This is a genomic window from Alteromonas gracilis (genome assembly GCF_002993325.1).
Lineage (GTDB): Bacteria > Pseudomonadota > Gammaproteobacteria > Enterobacterales > Alteromonadaceae > Alteromonas > Alteromonas gracilis.
The window spans coordinates 1-16,434 of the sequence record NZ_PVNO01000024.1; the positions used below are offsets into that span (position 1 = coordinate 1).

At 43.9% G+C, this 16,434-nt stretch carries 15 protein-coding genes; 5 read left to right on the forward strand and 10 right to left on the reverse strand.

All coding sequences use genetic code 11. The annotated features are described in order from the left end of the window. Positions 1-30: 30 nt before the first annotated feature. Positions 31-1,224 (reverse strand): ISL3 family transposase, encoded by a 1,194-nt coding sequence (locus tag C6Y39_RS07100; protein ID WP_105929417.1) that lies wholly within the window; start codon positions 1,222-1,224, stop codon positions 31-33. Between the two features lie 142 nt (positions 1,225-1,366). On the opposite strand from C6Y39_RS07100, the gene C6Y39_RS07105 reads away from it, so the two are divergent. Continuing rightward, a complete protein-coding gene (locus tag C6Y39_RS07105) occupies positions 1,367-2,554 on the forward strand; it encodes an MFS transporter (protein ID WP_105930598.1) in 1,188 nt (395 codons plus the stop codon). A gap of 173 nt (positions 2,555-2,727) precedes the next feature. Continuing rightward, entirely contained in the window at positions 2,728-3,303 is a 576-nt protein-coding gene (locus tag C6Y39_RS07110) for an outer membrane beta-barrel protein (protein ID WP_105930599.1), read from the forward strand. A gap of 149 nt (positions 3,304-3,452) precedes the next feature. Here C6Y39_RS07110 and C6Y39_RS07115 read toward each other — a convergent pair whose 3' ends face one another. The 4 genes from C6Y39_RS07115 to C6Y39_RS07130 all read right to left on the reverse strand — a co-directional run bounded on the left by C6Y39_RS07115 (position 3,453) and on the right by C6Y39_RS07130 (position 6,448). After that, positions 3,453-4,559, reverse strand: coding sequence for a mechanosensitive ion channel family protein (locus tag C6Y39_RS07115; protein ID WP_105930600.1), 1,107 nt, complete (start codon positions 4,557-4,559; stop codon positions 3,453-3,455). 73 nt (positions 4,560-4,632) lie between these two features. Beyond that, a complete protein-coding gene (locus tag C6Y39_RS07120) occupies positions 4,633-5,037 on the reverse strand; it encodes a hypothetical protein (protein ID WP_105930601.1) in 405 nt (134 codons plus the stop codon). Positions 5,038-5,133: 96 nt separating this feature from the next. Further along, positions 5,134-6,063, reverse strand: coding sequence for a PA2778 family cysteine peptidase (locus C6Y39_RS07125; RefSeq protein WP_105930602.1), 930 nt, complete (start codon positions 6,061-6,063; stop codon positions 5,134-5,136). A gap of 4 nt (positions 6,064-6,067) precedes the next feature. Next, on the reverse strand, positions 6,068-6,448 hold the full coding sequence (locus C6Y39_RS07130; protein ID WP_105930603.1) for a DUF6627 family protein: 381 nt from the start codon (positions 6,446-6,448) through the stop codon (positions 6,068-6,070). 527 nt (positions 6,449-6,975) lie between these two features. Here C6Y39_RS07130 and C6Y39_RS07135 point away from each other — a divergent pair. Then, entirely contained in the window at positions 6,976-8,568 is a 1,593-nt protein-coding gene (locus C6Y39_RS07135) for an ABC-F family ATPase (protein ID WP_105930604.1), read from the forward strand. 118 nt (positions 8,569-8,686) lie between these two features. On the opposite strand, the gene C6Y39_RS07140 is transcribed toward C6Y39_RS07135, so the two are convergent. After that, a complete protein-coding gene (locus C6Y39_RS07140) occupies positions 8,687-9,556 on the reverse strand; it encodes a hypothetical protein (protein WP_105930605.1) in 870 nt (289 codons plus the stop codon). 320 nt (positions 9,557-9,876) lie between these two features. Between C6Y39_RS07140 and C6Y39_RS07145 the strand changes: the two genes are divergently transcribed. Continuing rightward, positions 9,877-10,530 carry a sulfotransferase family 2 domain-containing protein gene (locus C6Y39_RS07145; protein WP_105930606.1) on the forward strand — a complete coding sequence of 218 codons (654 nt, stop codon included), beginning with the start codon at positions 9,877-9,879 and terminating at the stop codon, positions 10,528-10,530. Between the two features lie 109 nt (positions 10,531-10,639). Next, entirely contained in the window at positions 10,640-11,407 is a 768-nt protein-coding gene (locus C6Y39_RS07150; RefSeq protein ID WP_105930607.1) for a MipA/OmpV family protein, read from the forward strand. A gap of 196 nt (positions 11,408-11,603) precedes the next feature. Here the strand turns inward: C6Y39_RS07150 and C6Y39_RS07155 are convergent, their stop codons facing one another. From C6Y39_RS07155 to C6Y39_RS07170, 4 genes are all read right to left on the reverse strand, one after another. Beyond that, positions 11,604-12,131, reverse strand: coding sequence for a CreA family protein (locus C6Y39_RS07155; protein ID WP_105930608.1), 528 nt, complete (start codon positions 12,129-12,131; stop codon positions 11,604-11,606). Between the two features lie 68 nt (positions 12,132-12,199). Beyond that, entirely contained in the window at positions 12,200-13,783 is a 1,584-nt protein-coding gene (gene hutH / locus C6Y39_RS07160; RefSeq protein WP_105930609.1) for a histidine ammonia-lyase, read from the reverse strand. Positions 13,784-13,785: 2 nt separating this feature from the next. Then, on the reverse strand, positions 13,786-15,549 hold the full coding sequence (gene hutU, locus C6Y39_RS07165) for a urocanate hydratase (RefSeq protein WP_240618830.1): 1,764 nt from the start codon (positions 15,547-15,549) through the stop codon (positions 13,786-13,788). A 105-nt stretch (positions 15,550-15,654) separates the two neighbouring features. Then, positions 15,655-16,431 (reverse strand): UTRA domain-containing protein, encoded by a 777-nt coding sequence (locus tag C6Y39_RS07170; RefSeq protein ID WP_105930610.1) that lies wholly within the window; start codon positions 16,429-16,431, stop codon positions 15,655-15,657. Between the last annotated feature and the right edge of the window lie 3 nt (positions 16,432-16,434).

Below are 16,434 nucleotides of genomic sequence, written 5' to 3' on the forward strand. Positions count from 1 at the left end.
GGCTCTACCCCATAAACGGGGGATCAGCATTCACCTTACACGATTGATAACACCATCCCATCCACAATGGGTCATCACTCTTATTCGATAGTTTTCAAAGTTTCTAAAACCATACGCTCTTCTTGATATCATTTCCATTTTGTTGTGGAAGCCTTCAGTGATCCCGTTGTTTCGTGTAAAGCGCCACATGGCGATGATAGGTTGCAACCACGAAGTTAAGGTATTGGCCAGTGCACGAAGTGGGCTGTGATGTAACTGTTCAAGCAAGTCTAAGAACCTCGGTAATGTCTTCTCCATTCGTTTTTCATTCATAGTCTTTAACAGCATATACCTGATGAGCTTCTGTTTGACCTCATACAGTGTTTTTAACACCGGATAGTCAGCTAAGTAGCGTTGTAGATTGCTGTTTTTCTCTTCGCTTAAATGCCATTGATGTCGTCGCATCAAACTAAGTAAACCTCGATTCTTACGTCCTTCAGGGTGGTGTTGCTGCCACGCTTTTAAGAAGTGATGGTTTATCAAGCGCACCACATGAAAACGGTCAGCGACTATCGCAGCATTAGGGAAATAGCGTTTGGCAATACCACGATAGGTTTCCGATAAGTCTATCGCGATGAGCTTAACGTTTTCTTTATTGGGAAGGTGGCGCAAGTACGAGCGTAAACTTAATTCAGAACGTCCCAGTTTTACATCAAACACACTACGATGTCGTAAATCTACAAACGTCGTCGCATAACCCTTCTTACGGGTAAAAAAGTGTTCATCTATCCCCAGCATCTCTGGGCAGGGGCGACTGATAATCTCTTTATATTTTTGGCTGATGTGTGATTGGTACCAACGCTCTACCGTAGTGGGACTAATGCGATGTGTGCGTGAGATACCACGCTGCGTAACACCACCGTGGTGCGCTTCAAAGACTTCTAAGCGAAAGCACTCCGACGCTCGATAGCGTGGCCGGATCCCAACAAAAGGGTGCCTGAAATAACGACCACAGCATCGACAATGATACTTAGGTACCTTTAAATGTAGCGTTAGCACCTGATTACCTTGGCGCGTGTGCTTCACAGTACGCTTATGTGTGGCTTTTATGCGTAAATGTTGACTCTCACAATGCTTGCATAACGGCTTTTTAGTGGGCTTTGCCCACACTTCAATAAAATCATGTCGATGAACACGTTCTATTTCTAACTCACTTATGCCTAAAATAGTACCTGCGTGGGACATCTGTACTCTCCATTAAATGATTCTTCGCAAAATCAGTTTAATGAATGCGGATGTCCCCCGTTAATGATGAAGAGCCTAAAACTGTCACATCACCTCTGTAGCATTTGCCTTACTCGTTACTTAAATACTGGTTAGTCATTTAATGAAGTCGTCAATGCCTTCCAATACCTTCTATCTGCTAACTGGCACCTTCATCATACTTTCTATATTGGGCCAAGTTTCCACGAGTATTTATAGCCCCTTTTTTTACGATTTAGCGGTAATGTATAACAGTCACGTTGGCGTTATAGAGAAGAGCGTTGCTATTTTTCTTGTCGCCTTCTCTATGTCACAGCTTGTCTTTGGTATCGTCTGCGATTATGTCAACAAGCAAAAACTTTTGCTGTGCGGCATTTTGGTGTTCGGCGCAGGAACGATTATGCTCGTTTTCGCCGACACTGAAAAAACCTTTCTTATTGGGCGTATCATCCAAGGCCTTGGCGGCGGTGTAGGTGTGTCTGTGTCCCGCGGTTTATCAAGACAGATATTTTCTGAAAAACAGCTAAATACCTCTCTCTCGTTAACTAATATTGCATTCGCTGTTGCCCCTGCCATCGCTCCACTCGTGGGCACGATGATTGGTGAGTCTTTCAGTACTACTGCCATCTTTTACTTCGTTTTGATGATGGGTGCGGTAGCGCTTTTACTGCTTTTATCGGTAATGTCTACCGTTTCGCAATACATTCCTTCTAGCTCAAAGAATGTATTAAGCGAGACACTTGTTCTTATCAAAGCATCAATTATAAAAATTGCCGCGGTGGGTATGGCGAGCGGGCTTCTTTATGGCATCGTGTTTAGCTTTATCACGGCTGCGCCCTCTATGGTGATGGAGCAGTTCGGTTTAAGTAAAACAATGTTTTCAATCTACTCGCTATTTGCAACCCTATCCTTCGTATTGGGCAGTGTGATGAATATTCGTTTGATAGACACTCCTGTGTTGCAGAAGTTTCGACTATCCAGCCTATCTATATTCGTGCTATCACTTGTATTTTGGTTTCTCGCTGTGCAGCTGAACCTAAATGCTTTAGCAATAGTATTGGGGTTCAGCTACGTTGTTTTCTTTTTTATTGGCATAGCAATGCCGTGCAGTGTCACTATTATTCTTGGTTTTTCTGGCACCTCTGCTGGCTTTTTAGCTGCATTGACCGGCTTTTTTCATCTTACAGGAGCTGCAATTGGTGCATACGCGGTGACCCTTTTTAAAATGGAGCCTACAGCTTCTTTTGCCTACACTACATCCGCACTAAGTGTTGCCAGTATCGTTATCTGCTTCACATTGAAGAAGCATTAACTGTTCATTCTTTCGACAATGCAATTTCAATCACAACTTAAAAACCGCGCTGGCTATAGTCAATAAACAAAAACTTCTTGTACTAGCCTATTTGGTTTTCAAAACTCATCCCCATAGTGTTGAAGCTTCCAAAAGTGGTTGGAAGTTTTTTTGTTAAAAGGATATTAGAAACAATGAAACGTACTATTCTCGCCAGTATCTTTGGCGCGCTTTCTTTAAATGCATTCGCAGCTTCGCCTTCATATGACTTCGTTAAAGCTGGGTATGTACAAGCAGACATAGAAGACGCAGGTGATTTCGAGCCAAATGGTTTTCAAATTCAAGGCTTTAAATCACTAAACGAAAACGTCTACCTAACAGGTCGTTACGGTCAACTTGGTGAAGATGTTGCTGGGGTTGATATCGATTTAGATTATGCTTCAGCTGGTATTGGTTACCGCTATGGATTAACCGCTAATACAGACTTTTTTGGCGAAGTTACTTATGAGTATGTCAATTTAGATGTAGAACTAGACGGCATTTCTGGTGAAGACGATAACGGTTACGGCGTTACCGCAGGTATTCGTTCAATGCTTACTGAGCAATTCGAACTGCGAGGTGCTATCCGTTATATCGATATTGAAGAAGATGATACTGCCTTTGAAATCGGTGCTGACTACTTTTTCACACCACAATTCTCGTTCGGTGCAACTTACGTTATTGCCGACGATGTAGACCTTCTAGGTGTATCAGCGCGCTATACGTTTTAATACGCTATAAATGATATAGCGAGTAAATGCCAAAGCCACGTCTTCTAACGTGGCTTTTTTGATGGTTCTTCATTCGCTTTGTTTGGAGTATTGCCCAACAAGCTAGACTAAAGCATTCAACAAAGCGGTATCCTGAGGTAACCATTTTTTTAACTCTGAGGCTTTGTTTGTCCATTCCTTGTCGACAACACATTAGCGGCGCCTTCCTGCTCAATATTAACGGCAGTAATTGGGAATGGGATAACGATACCCTCTTCGTCAAAACGCTTTTTCAGCATTTTGATAAACGCGCTTTTGATAAAAAATCGATTAAAGTATTCACGGGTTCTCAACATCACCGTTAAATTTATGCTTGAGTTATCAAAGGTATGAAACAACACAAAGGGTTTAAAGGTATCTACCCCGTACTCATGCTCTTTTAAAATAGTATTGGCTACGTCTAAACATACCTTTTCCACGTGATCTAAATCTGAACTGTAGTGCACGCCGACCTCGACCGGCACCGACAATTCCCGCTCAGGATAGTAATAGTTAATTAACTTCGAGTTAGATAACTTACTGTTAGGCATAATAACAATATTATTGGGCAGCATTCTGACCCACGTAGAGCGCCACCCTATTTTCTCGACAAATCCTTGTTCCCCCGAATCCAGTTCAATAAAGTCGCCAATGCGAATGGGCTTATCCATTACCAATTGAATGCCTGAGAAGAAATTTTCTAACGTGGGTTGAAGTGCTAAGGCTACCGCTAAAGAGGTGATACCCAGCGACGCCACCACAGGCGTTACCGACACCCCCATGGTGCTTAAAATAATGAGAATGGCTAATATGGCAAATACAGCACGTACAGCACCACCTGCGATAGCACTGGTATTTTTCACAATAGTAGACTGGTCACGATAGCGTTTCAGTGAATAAGTAACAAATCTCTCGAAAAAGAGAACTAGCGTGATTATCAATCCAGCATCAATGGCCGTATCAAGCGCTTTTATAGACGCTTCGCTTTCAACCCCAAAGACCGCAATGATGCTTTTAACTAACTGTGCAAAAATAATTAAAATTAGTAGGTTTAAAGGCGCGTTTAAAGACAGTACGAGCACCCGATAGATATCTGACATACTGCTTGTTTCTGAACGCGCCTTTGCCTTCAAACGCACCAATATGAGTCGCTTGATGGCGAAAAGCACAATAACAACACCAACTAGCCCCAGTATCGCAACTGTTTGCTCGTTATCGAAAATACTGATGTTGTTCACTGGTGATGGCTCCTATCAAGGTGTTGTGCTTTTCATGAACTAATGTTTACGCAAGACTTACACCAAATGTTCTTTAGGAGTGAGAACTAATCTGTCGTTGATATTCTTTGGTAAGCCAATCGGAGGCCGTATTACGGTTGGTAAAAAAGGAATATTCCAATTGCTTAAGCTCTGGAATTCGCTGAAACATCATCCCTTTGATCACTGGTCCTTTATAAACATAAGCCTTGGCGACCAAACCGAATTCAGGCAGACGATTAATAATGCGTTTTACAATATCGAAAGCTTCTGGCGTAGCACCTTCTACACGACTGATGTCAGCAAGCAGCGCAAAAGGCTGATTGTTTAGACTCATAACTAATGAAAAAAGTGCTTTTTGATACTCTTCAGCGCTTTTCTGATTAAAAGTGCCGTGCAGTTCCGACACAACAATGCCGTTATCATAATTAATAAAAGAAGTGCTTAAATGCTTTTGCATAGTCGAGACGAAACCTACTACCGTGGTTTAATAGTAGACCAAATTTTGTCTAATGGAACCGTACATTAGCAGTGAGTGGTTCGACCTCAACAGTTGTTATGATCGCTTTAACGCTATAAGTTTTTCGTCATTGGGGAACTGCACTAATGCCTCTGTTAAAATCGTGTCGGCCTTTGAACTTGCACCGCTTTTCCTCAAAGCCAATATATAGTTGTGAACATAAGCATTTTGCGTTTTCCCCGTGTTGTAGCCCTTTTCAAACCAACGTACGGCTTCATCGTCATCAGTAGAAAGATAGTGATTTGCAACTAAAAAATAACTCAACCAATAATCTGGCCATTGATTTGTAGCAGTTTCTAAGAAAGCTAATGCCTGCTCTTTATCGCCAACTTTTAGCATATCGTAGGCAGCGCTTACATACGTAAATGGCGTCATCTCAGACGACGTTACTCCAGGAGGTACAGGCGTCAAATACCAATAATTTCCCCTCCCCCACGTTCTTTCAAACAATTCTAGAGACATTTCATGGTTTGGCGTTACACCAGTATGTAATGTTACTGAGCCTTTCTCACTATCGAATCCGATAACAACGGCATAATGCCATTGAGGGAGTAGTTGTATAGATAAATTCTGGAAAACGACTACCGGTATGTCGTCTTTAACAAACTGCAATAAAGAAGAAAGTGTTCCGCGTTCAGTGTATGGCAAAAGCCCATACTGACGCGTAGCGGTAACCATTTCTAGTTGTAAACTTCCTTCCTTATTTGGAATAAACAACTTAGGTGCTATTTCTTCTGGAGAAACATTTTTTCCGTAATACCCAAACACCTCAGATAACGTAGTAGGCCCACAGTAATACTGCTCCTGTGGAAAAAATGGCACTGTGTGAATAGTATGAGATTCAGGTAAGGAGGCAAGCCCCTCTTGTCGTAACTGATCAGCTTGCGGAGTAGACTGGCAACCAGTCAAAACCAGAAAAAGTGAAAAGCCTGCAAGATAGCAGGCTTTCTTAATAATGCCATTCATTCAATTAGCTGTTCACTGGGCGAATAAACGGATATACGTCGGTTACACCAACTAGGTCTAAAATAGCAATCACTGCAAGAACAGTAAGTACCGCCCCAACAATACCGCCCGCAGGCGCTTGGTTTATTTCATCGTTTAGCTGTGCAATCTCGCTATCTGTCATAGCATTAATTCTAGCAATGGCATCATTGCTATCAACGCCCAAACTAACCAGTTTGCTTTGTACATCAGAGCGATTAACCATGTTAATCAGCTGGGTTTTATTATACTGAGCAACCTGAGTTTGCATAACGGCATCTGAACTGATTGCCTCAGCGTGCACGCTGCCAGACATTAAAACCGTTGCTGAAAAGCAACCAATTGCGATTTTTTTCAAGTACTTCATAGGATTTCCTTTTTAAAAATGCCCAGTTTTATTTTTCATTGTGTTAACTGCGTCATTGGTGCAGTTAACGCACGGTTCCATAAAACTTCGCACTGACTTCACAGGCGCGATTGCGTTCTGCGTTTTCATCTCAATTTAAGTTAGTAGCAAATTTTAGACCGTGCCATTAAGTGCGTTCTTTTTTTATTTTCTCGACTCAATAAAGCCTTGTAGTTAGCGGCTTGGCTATCGCGTACTCTCAAGCTCAGCCGTTATTAAAAAATCTATCGTTCGAATAAATCTAAAGCTGCTTACTCAAGAAATGGGTAAAATTTTTACGTTTATGCATTATTTTCCTATGTGCTTTTGTACCGTAATTCGCAGTGGAAATGGAGTGTGCAACTTTCTATCGCCAAGGGAACTAAAAACTGTTCAAAATTCCCTCGACATGTCGCCTCCAATTCCTTATAGTGCGCGCGCTTTTAAATATTAGCGACGCAATTAATCGTTAATATCTCTTCTCATCGTTTTACCCCTGGATACCTGTTTTGATTACCACCGCAAACATTACAATGCAGTTTGGCTCTAAGCCATTATTTGAAAATATTTCCGCAAAGTTCGGCAATGGCAACCGCTACGGCCTTATTGGCGCGAACGGTTGTGGCAAGTCAACCTTTATGAAAATTCTGAGCGGTAAGCTTACGCCCTCTTCCGGTAATGTCTCTATGTCACCAGGCACTAAGCTGGGCATTCTGAGTCAGGACCAGTTTGCGTTTGAAGAATTCAGCGTTGTCGATACTGTGATCATGGGCGACCGCGAGCTTTGGGAAGTTAAACAAGAGCGTGACGCCATTTATAGCAAAGCGGATATGAGCGAAGAAGACGGCATGCGTGTCGCCGACCTTGAAACCCAATTTGCCGAAATGGACGGTTATACCGCTGAAGCCCGCGCTGGGGATATCTTAAATTCTGCTGGCATTGACGAAAGCTACCATTTTGGTTTGATGAAAGAAGTCGCGCCAGGCAAGAAAGTGCGTGTACTTTTAGCGCAAGCCCTGTTCGCTGAACCAGACATTCTGCTTCTTGACGAACCGACCAACAACCTGGATATCTATACGATTAGTTGGTTGGCAGACGAACTTAACAAACGTAAGTCGACCATGCTTATCATTTCGCACGACAGGCACTTTCTTAATTCTGTGTGCACACACATGGCTGATATCGACTATGGTGAACTGCGTGTATATCCGGGCAACTACGATGACTACATCGAAGCGGCCATGCTAGTTCAAGAGCAGCTTCACGCTGAAAATGCGAAGAAGTCAGCTGAAATTGAAGAACTACAGAGCTTCGTAGCGCGCTTCTCTGCAAACGCTTCAAAAGCAAAGCAAGCGACCTCTCGTGCTCGTCGCTTGGAGAAAATTGAACTTGCTGAAGTGAAAGCCTCTAGCCGCCGCAAGCCATACATTGTCTTTAAGCAGCACAAAAAGCTTCACCGCCTTGCCATCACCCTTGAAAAGTTAGGCCATAGCTATCCAGACCTTCCGCTTTTTGATGATGCAAATTTGCTTCTGGAAGCCGGTCAGCGTTTGGCTATTATCGGTGAAAACGGCGCAGGAAAAACCACGCTGCTAAAATGTTTAGTAAACGACATTGAACCCACCTCAGGTAGTTTCAAATGGGCAGAAAATGCTGCAATCGGTTATATTCCACAGGATAACGCCAAGTACTTTGCAGAAGATATCACAATGTTTGAGTGGATGAGCCAATGGCGCAGCCCTAAACATGATGACCTTCAGATCAAAGGCATGCTAGGCCGTTTATTATTTACGTCTGACGATTTTAACAAGCGCGTACAGGTATGCTCTGGTGGTGAGAAGAACAGGTTGTTGTTCGGTAAATTAATGCTTGAAGACATTAACGTATTGGTGATGGATGAACCTACTAACCACATGGATATGGAATCGATTGAAGCGCTGAACAATGCACTCTACAAATTTGACGGCACGGTTATTTTTGTAAGCCACGACCGCGAGTTTGTTTCATCGCTAGCGACGCAAATTATCGAAATTAAGGATAAGCAGCTTAATCACTTCGACGGTAATTATGAAGAGTTCTTAGCGCATAAAGAGAACGCGTAGGGGCTTTTAGAACAAGGTGACGATACAAGCACCGCCAGTTCAAAATTTAAGGGGCACGTGATTCATACACATGCCCTTTTTCGTAGCTAACGCTTTTTCCAAATACACTTTCAATGCCCTATTGGCGAGAAAGGTTCATACTAACCTTTTTAGCTAGCCCTTCGAAGTAATCAACAATTGTACTTCTGATCGGCGCCAGTTCTTCATTGGTGACGTCATCGAAATCAACGGGCGTTTCAAATTCTTCAATACGCTTATTTTTAAATTCATCATCGTTAAACTGGGCAAAGTCAGGAAGTGCCGTAAGGTCTATCGGCTCGTCTAAACCCTCGATACTTACATCGAAACTCGCTGAAGCAACATAGTAATCCGTTCCTAAAAAGCTTCGAGTGAAAAGGCCGAAACCATTACTTTTGTGTTCAGAACACCCATAAGTACCGCACTCTGTTATGGCAACGGTTGGCGCTTCTTTGATAACTATAATGCGAGTTATACCCTTATCTAAAAGCGACTTTCTCATCGACGCTAGATTGTTGTTAAAGACCATATTTCCATCTTCGCTCTTTACGAAATCAAGCGTTCCTGTACTTTCAACCGTAGATGAAATATCAACTACATCAAACCGATTGCCTTGCTCTATTGCTTTTTCAAATATAGTAAAAACCGTGTCATGCAGCTGCCAGTCATAATTATATTCTTTCGTGAAGTTGTTGAACTTAGTTGTACCAATATGCGTGTGGGTGGGGAATTTTTTAGCATTGATCACAAGCCCTATAATGGGTTTTTGCGCATCGACAGTCTCTCCATTGTCTTCATTATCAGTACCTTCGACGCCTTTAACCGGCGTTTTATCGTCTGATTTTATTGCCTCTTCGCGGTTAGGCTGAGAAGGTATGCGCGTTTGAGAGTCTATTTCTCTTTTTGAAACACACCCTGATACAAGCGCTAATACCGTTATAAATATGCTCAACTTTGTCACAAACTTCATTTCACTTCCTTATTTCAAAGCTCATTAATTTAATACTCTTTTTTGATTTAAAAGACCATTTTTCTGCCACTAAGGGTTTATGACCTTTTCCAGCATTATGGCTCGGAACAAATACGCGGTTGAGATACTAGTTTTCATCTCTTTTTGGATTAGTGGTTCACATTATATTGGAAGCGAGTTATTTGCCGATTATTAAAAAGGCATAGGAGCGTATAAATCTCACTGTAACAAATGCTCGCCATACTTATCGGATTGGAACGCCGAGAACATGCCCGAGTGTATCGATAGCCAAGTTTTTCTAATACGTATTGGGGAATAGAATGCTCTTATCACACAGTAAGCAATTTTTATTTGTGCATATTGCTAAAACTGGAGGAACCAGCGTGCGCGCTGCGCTTTCAAAGTATCGATGGGGCCACCGCTACGCGCTACCTCAATTCATCTGTAATAAAATGAGCCAGCTCACGGGGCACAAAATTGCAAGCCGCTTTCCTCGGCATTCACGTATCATAGCAGCTAAAGAGATGCTGCCTGAAGATTACTTTAATCAACTTTACAAGTTTGCCATTGTGAGAAATCCGTGGGATTTACAGGTGAGTTCTTTTCATCACATAAAACGCGAACGCCCTTCTGTTATGCAAGGGCGAGACGACTTTGAAAGCTTTATGAAATGGAAGTTTGATAAAGAACGCCCTTATCAGTACCACATAGATACCTCGCTTCAGCTTCAAACTGATTATCTTGTGGACCTCAGTGGAAATTTACTTACCGATTTTATCGGGCATTACGAACAGCTAGAGAATGACTTTAAACATATATGCACACATTTAGCGCTTTCCACTCAAACACTTCCCCATAAAAGAAAGGCTGAAAACAGAGAAGATTACCGCCGTTACTACAACGATGAATTAATTGAGCTAGTTTCAGATCATTTCGCCAAAGACATAGCGTTATTAAAATACACTTTCGAATAGGTACGTGAAGGAAAACGCACACAACAATGAAACATGTACTTAAATACGTGCGGCATATTGATCGAAGCTTGAGCCTGAACTGTATTGTTTTAAAAAAGGAAATGTAACCATGAAATTCTCTTCGTATTTAGGCATAGCAAGCCTGTCTTCATCATTATTACTATCCGCGGCCGCCTTTGCTCAACAACCGCCAAATGCACAACAGCCTCAGGGATGGATGTGGGGTTTTGGCGTGGCGGCGTCTCAAGACGTGTATACCGATTTCGACAACCGTATTGTTCCAATACCTATCATTGGCTACACGGGCGAAAAACTTCGCGTGTACGGCCCTTTTGTGGGCTATCAACTCTTCCAGCAAGACGGTTTTACGCTAGACGCCCAACTGGTGCCTGTTTTTGCAGGCTATGAAGAAGACGATAGCGCCGTCTTCACCGGCATGGAAGACAGAGATTTTAGCTACGCCGCTGGGATAGGGCTTAATTACAATACCGGTGGCTGGGTTTATTCACTTTCCACCAACGCGGATATATTAGGCAAGTTTGACGGGTATCAAGCATCAGCCCGCATTGGCAAGCAATTTAGAATAGACCAGTACATGATAGAACCATCCATAGGCGTAAACTACCAAGATAGTAACTATGTAGATTACTACTACGGCGTTCGCCCAGAAGAAGCCACTGCATTTCGCAGCGCTTATAATGGTGATGGGGCCTTGAATACTGAAATTCGTATTGCAGTGTCTACACGGCAGTTCTTCAAAGGCATGACGCGTTTAGAGCTAGGTGCGACATTCTTTGACGACAGTATTAGCGACAGCCCATTAACCGATGATGACACATCACTTAATGCAATGCTGGTATACACCCGCTTCTTCTAGTTTGCATTCGAGTTCTTTTCGCTTATCGCTTACTTGTCATCAGCTTTCAATAATGTCCTTTGATTGGCAATAGGCTATCCAATGCAAGCGACATTCAAAGTTGTATACCAACATGCCTTCTAGTGAGGGCATGTTGGTAGTACCTAAAACAGCAGGTATCGCTGACAAAACCGCAATGTCAGCGCGATTTGTAAAATCAGGCGGGCTTTTTAAACGCGAGCGTTTCCCATAGAGGAACGGTAGACAAGCTATGTTTGTAGCTGCCCGATGTTTCTTTGGTGCTGTAAGACAGATAAATCAGTGTTTTTGAATCGGCATCGTAAATTCTTCTAAGCTTCATGTTTTTGAAAAACACGCTTTTTGATTTTTTGAAGATCACTTCACCTGAATCAGATTTATCAATAGCCTCTAGCATTTCAGCGGTAATGGGACCAGTTTGTCTGCACGCGATAGAACTGTCTGACGGGTCTGACAAATCCAGGTTCGCTTCAATACTTGAAATATGACAGGTTACGCCAGTCACTACAGGGTCTTGAAGCGCGTCAATCTTAATATCCTTTGTAGTAAAAAGCCCTAGCGATACATCGCCCACTTCACTGTCGCTACAGCCCGCCAATGTAAATACTGAAGTAGCGAGTAAACCCAATAGGGAGCTTTTCACAAAATTGCCATTCATAGAAGTACGAGCCTCTTGCGAATTGAACCAACGTCCATTTGTTTTCATACTTTTCCCACCGTCACCTTATTTATGATCTGCATTGTGTTTACTCGAAATACCAAGCCTGGATCATTCTAGCCTAACAGGTTTAACTGTGTCTTATCCATAAGGTCGCATTGCTTAATCAGTTGCTTTGCTTTTTCAATGTCCGGCGCGAAATAGCGATCTTTGTCGTAAAACGGTACTTGCTCTCTTAATAGCTGCATCAGCACCTGCAGCTTTTCGCTTGTTGCAAGCGGCTTTCTGAAATCTACTCCCTGACAGGCCGCTAACCATTCAATGGCCAATATACCAGCTACATTATCAAAGATATCTCTCAACCTTCGCGCCGCAAACGTTGCCATAGATACATGGTCTTCTTGATTCGCCGACGTTGGCAAAGAATCGATTGATGCAGGGTGCGCCAAGGTTTTATTCTCGCTAGCGAGTGCCGCACAGGTTACCTGAGCAATCATGAACCCTGAATTTACTCCGCCATTTTCAACGAGAAACGGCGGTAGGCCGCTTAAATGGGTATCTATCATAAGCGACATTCTGCGCTCTGATAGCGCGCCAATTTCAGAAAGTGCAATTGCTAACATATCTGCCGCCATCGCCACAGTTTCTGCATGAAAATTTCCGCCGGATAAAATATCTCCCTCTGGCGTGGCAGTATCGCTGCCACTTTCAACGAAGACCAGAGGGTTATCGCTAACACCATTGGCTTCAACCTCTAAAATATCTTTGGCATAGCGCATTTGCTGTAAACAGGCGCCCATAACCTGTGGCTGACAACGCAAAGAGTAAGGGTCTTGTACCTTTTCACATCGCTGGTGAGAATTCCCAATTTCAGATGTATCAAGAAGAAATCTAAAGGCGGCAGCCACATCGCACTGACTCTTATGACCGCGAACTTCATGGATCCGTGCATCAAACGGCACGCGAGAGCCAAGGGCCGCCTCCACTGTTAGCGCACCAATGCCAATAGCACTATGAAGGGCATTTTCAGTGTAAAACAACCCTTGAAGCGCAAACGCTGTCGACGCTTGTGTACCGTTTAATAACGCCAAGCCTTCCTTAGGCGCAAGGGCAATAGGCTGCATACCTGCTATTTCAAGTGCTTTGGCCGCACTAATTCGCACTCCTTTGAAAAAGGCTTCCCCCTCTCCTAGCAGCACCACGCTCATATGGGCTAACGGTGCGAGGTCTCCACTGGCCCCGACCGAACCTTTTTCAGGAATGGCGGGATAAACCTGTGCATTAAACAAAGTAATCAGCGCTTCTATTACACTTAACCGAATGCCTGAATACCCCCTGGCCAAAGAGTTTATTTTTAATAACATGAGCAGGCGGACAGTATCTTCTTGCATAAAATCGCCCGTACCGGCCGCATGCGATAACACGATACTGCGCTGTAATAACTCCAACTCATCAACATTAATACGCGTATTAGCCAACAAACCAAAGCCAGTATTAATGCCATAAACAGTTCGGTTCTCTTTAATTACATTGAGCACAGCTTGCTCGGCGGCGTTTATAGCGGGTATTGCACTCTCATCCAGCGACAAGTGGATATGATGTCTATGCACTTCTCTTAATTGTTCAAGAGTCAGTGTGCCTGGTACAAGGTTTAACTGCTTAACGCCAGCGTTATCAGTGTAGAAAGACGAATGTGACACGATTACGCCTCCCCGCCTGAACGTTTGTCAGACTTTTTATCTGAAGCTTTAACTGCGTGTTGGTTTAGACCTCTACCACTCCCTTCCTGAGTGCTACCCGCACAATCTATCATAGGAAGGTCGAGGTTGTGCGCAGCAGCGCAGTCTTTCGCTATGTCGTAGCCTGCATCGGCATGACGCATCACGCCTGTGGCAGGATCATTGTGGAGTACTCGGGCTATACGCTCGGCCGCTTCATCAGTGCCGTCACACACTATTACAACGCCCGAGTGCTGACTAAAGCCCATACCTACACCGCCTCCATGGTGAAGGCTTACCCAGGTTGCGCCACCCGCTGTATTTAACAGGGCGTTTAGTAGCGGCCAGTCTGAAACAGCATCTGAACCATCAAGCATGGCCTCAGTTTCTCTATTCGGTGATGCCACTGAGCCCGAATCAAGATGATCCCGACCAATCACGACTGGCGCGCTAAGCTCACCACTTCGAACCATTTCATTAAATGCTAACCCTAGCTTTTGGCGTTCCCCTAGTCCCACCCAGCAAATACGCGCGGGCAGGCCTTGAAACTGAATACGTTCTTTAGCCATATCTAACCAGTTATGTAGATGTGGATTGTTGGGTATGAGCTCTTTAACCTTGGCATCAGTTTTATAAATATCTTCTGGGTCACCAGATAAAGCCGCCCATCGAAAAGGTCCTATGCCCTGACAGAAAAGCGGTCGAATATAGGCAGGAACAAACCCCGGAAAATCGAAAGCATGTTCAATGCCCTCTTCTAGTGCCATCTGCCTGATGTTGTTGCCGTAATCGAGGGTGGCGGCACCCGCCTGCTGAAAGCCAAGCATGGCTTTAACTTGCAGCGCCATCGACTGTTTTGCTTGTTTAACAACACACGCTTCATCTTTTTTACGTTGCGCTTCGGCTTGATCTAGGGTCCAACCCACTGGCAGATAGCCGTTTAGAGGGTCGTGGGCACTCGTTTGATCGGTTACTACGTCAGGGATAATCCCCTTCTCTAACATATCTGGGAATACCTCTGCAGCATTTCCAAGCAAACCTATTGATACTGGCTTACCGTCTTGCCTGGCCTCATCTAGAAAGGCTAAAGCCTCTTCTAACGAATGTGCTTTTTTGTCTAAATAACCTGTTCGAATTCTGAAGTCTATACGGGTTTCATCAACCTCTACCGCCACCATAGAAAAACCCGCCATTGTCGCGGCCAAGGGCTGTGCACCGCCCATTCCACCCAATCCGCCAGTTAAAATCCAGCGCCCTTCAGCCCTACCTTCAAAATGTGTTTTCGCCACGCTTACAAAGGTTTCATACGTGCCTTGAACAATGCCCTGCGAGCCAATGTAAATCCACGACCCTGCCGTCATTTGCCCGTACATCATCAAACCCGCTTTATCTAGCGCGTTAAAGTGCTCCCAGTTTGCCCAGTGAGGGACAAGGTTAGAGTTAGCTATAAGTACTCGCGGCGCATTTTCATGAGTGGGAAATACGCCAACCGGTTTGCCTGATTGAATAAGTAGCGTTTCGTCGGTATTTAAGCGCTTGAGTACTTCAACAATTTTATCGTACGACGCCCAATCACGGGCAGCTCGACCAATACCGCCGTAAACCACAAGGTTTTGCGGGTGCTCCGCCACTTCCGGATCCAAATTATTCATTAACATGCGAAGCGGGGCTTCGGTTTGCCAGCTCTTCGCGTTGAGCTTACTGCCTCTTGGGGCACGAATATCTCTTGTAGGGTCGAGGCGTTTCATAAACTTCTCCTAGGCATATTTTTTGACTTGCCGATTTATATTTTTATTAGGAAGTATCTGTCTTAAAAATGTAGCGAGTTGTTGGCGCCTACGGCGCAGTAATACTTAGAACTCTAGATGTCCTCCCAGACGGTATCGACTACCTGGGTGATAGAGAACGGCGTAGCTAACGACAGCACTTGATGTATTTTTTGCGCTCGTCTTAGCTGATAGCGACTCGCCGCTATCACTTAAATGGTTGTTTAACGCATTCGGCACTCGGGAGAATGTCCGTCGTGTAATTTTAAGGCATGGTTCTTTGGGTTTGATTAATAGCGCCTGCGCAATATCTTTTTCGACAACCACCGCCTCTACACTATTATCGGCTTGTGAAAGGGGCGCGACTTGATTCAAATAAAAGTTTGCGGTTTGCGCTTTAAAATCTTTATTTAAGTAATCGTCTATCCATGCAGGATTAACCCACCTGTCCTCATACTGAACAGGTAAGTTATTCTCGCAATGTACAATAATGCTGTGAAACACGGGAACACCTAAATCGACGGCCAAGCGCTGGGAAATGGCATCACTGGCGGGCGCGGTTTCCAATACTAAAATTTCGTTGGTGTAACGGTGGCCTCGCTGCTCAATTTCATCGCGAATACTTTTAATTTCTAGCATTGAGCTCATAGGGCGACTATCCGACACAAAAGTGCCGATCCCTTGGCTACGCATCAAAATGCCTTCGTCCACCATTTCACTTAGTGCTCTTCGCGCAGTCATCCGGCTAACACTGTGTTGTTGCGCTAGCTGATTTTCCGAGGGCACCTGACTGCCTGGCTTCATGTCACCGTTTTCAATGGCATCTAAAATTGCCGCTTTAATTACCCTGTATCGAGGTTGCATATC

Excerpts from the sequence above, each read along its gene's own strand:
- hutU (WP_240618830.1), bottom strand. The coding sequence starts at position 15,549 with ATGAAACGCCTCGACCCTACAAGAGATATTCGTGCCCCAAGAGGCAGT.
- C6Y39_RS07140 (WP_105930605.1), bottom strand. The coding sequence starts at position 9,556 with ATGAAGTTTGTGACAAAGTTGAGCATATTTATAACGGTATTAGCGCTT.
- C6Y39_RS07150 (WP_105930607.1), top strand. The coding sequence starts at position 10,640 with ATGAAATTCTCTTCGTATTTAGGCATAGCAAGCCTGTCTTCATCATTA.
- C6Y39_RS07105 (WP_105930598.1), top strand. The coding sequence starts at position 1,367 with ATGAAGTCGTCAATGCCTTCCAATACCTTCTATCTGCTAACTGGCACC.
- C6Y39_RS07100 (WP_105929417.1), bottom strand. The coding sequence starts at position 1,224 with ATGTCCCACGCAGGTACTATTTTAGGCATAAGTGAGTTAGAAATAGAA.
- C6Y39_RS07130 (WP_105930603.1), bottom strand. The coding sequence starts at position 6,448 with ATGAAGTACTTGAAAAAAATCGCAATTGGTTGCTTTTCAGCAACGGTT.
- C6Y39_RS07120 (WP_105930601.1), bottom strand. The coding sequence starts at position 5,037 with ATGCAAAAGCATTTAAGCACTTCTTTTATTAATTATGATAACGGCATT.
- C6Y39_RS07170 (WP_105930610.1), bottom strand. The coding sequence starts at position 16,431 with ATGCAACCTCGATACAGGGTAATTAAAGCGGCAATTTTAGATGCCATT.
- C6Y39_RS07155 (WP_105930608.1), bottom strand. The coding sequence starts at position 12,131 with ATGAAAACAAATGGACGTTGGTTCAATTCGCAAGAGGCTCGTACTTCT.
- C6Y39_RS07110 (WP_105930599.1), top strand. The coding sequence starts at position 2,728 with ATGAAACGTACTATTCTCGCCAGTATCTTTGGCGCGCTTTCTTTAAAT.
- C6Y39_RS07125 (WP_105930602.1), bottom strand. The coding sequence starts at position 6,063 with ATGAATGGCATTATTAAGAAAGCCTGCTATCTTGCAGGCTTTTCACTT.
- C6Y39_RS07145 (WP_105930606.1), top strand. The coding sequence starts at position 9,877 with ATGCTCTTATCACACAGTAAGCAATTTTTATTTGTGCATATTGCTAAA.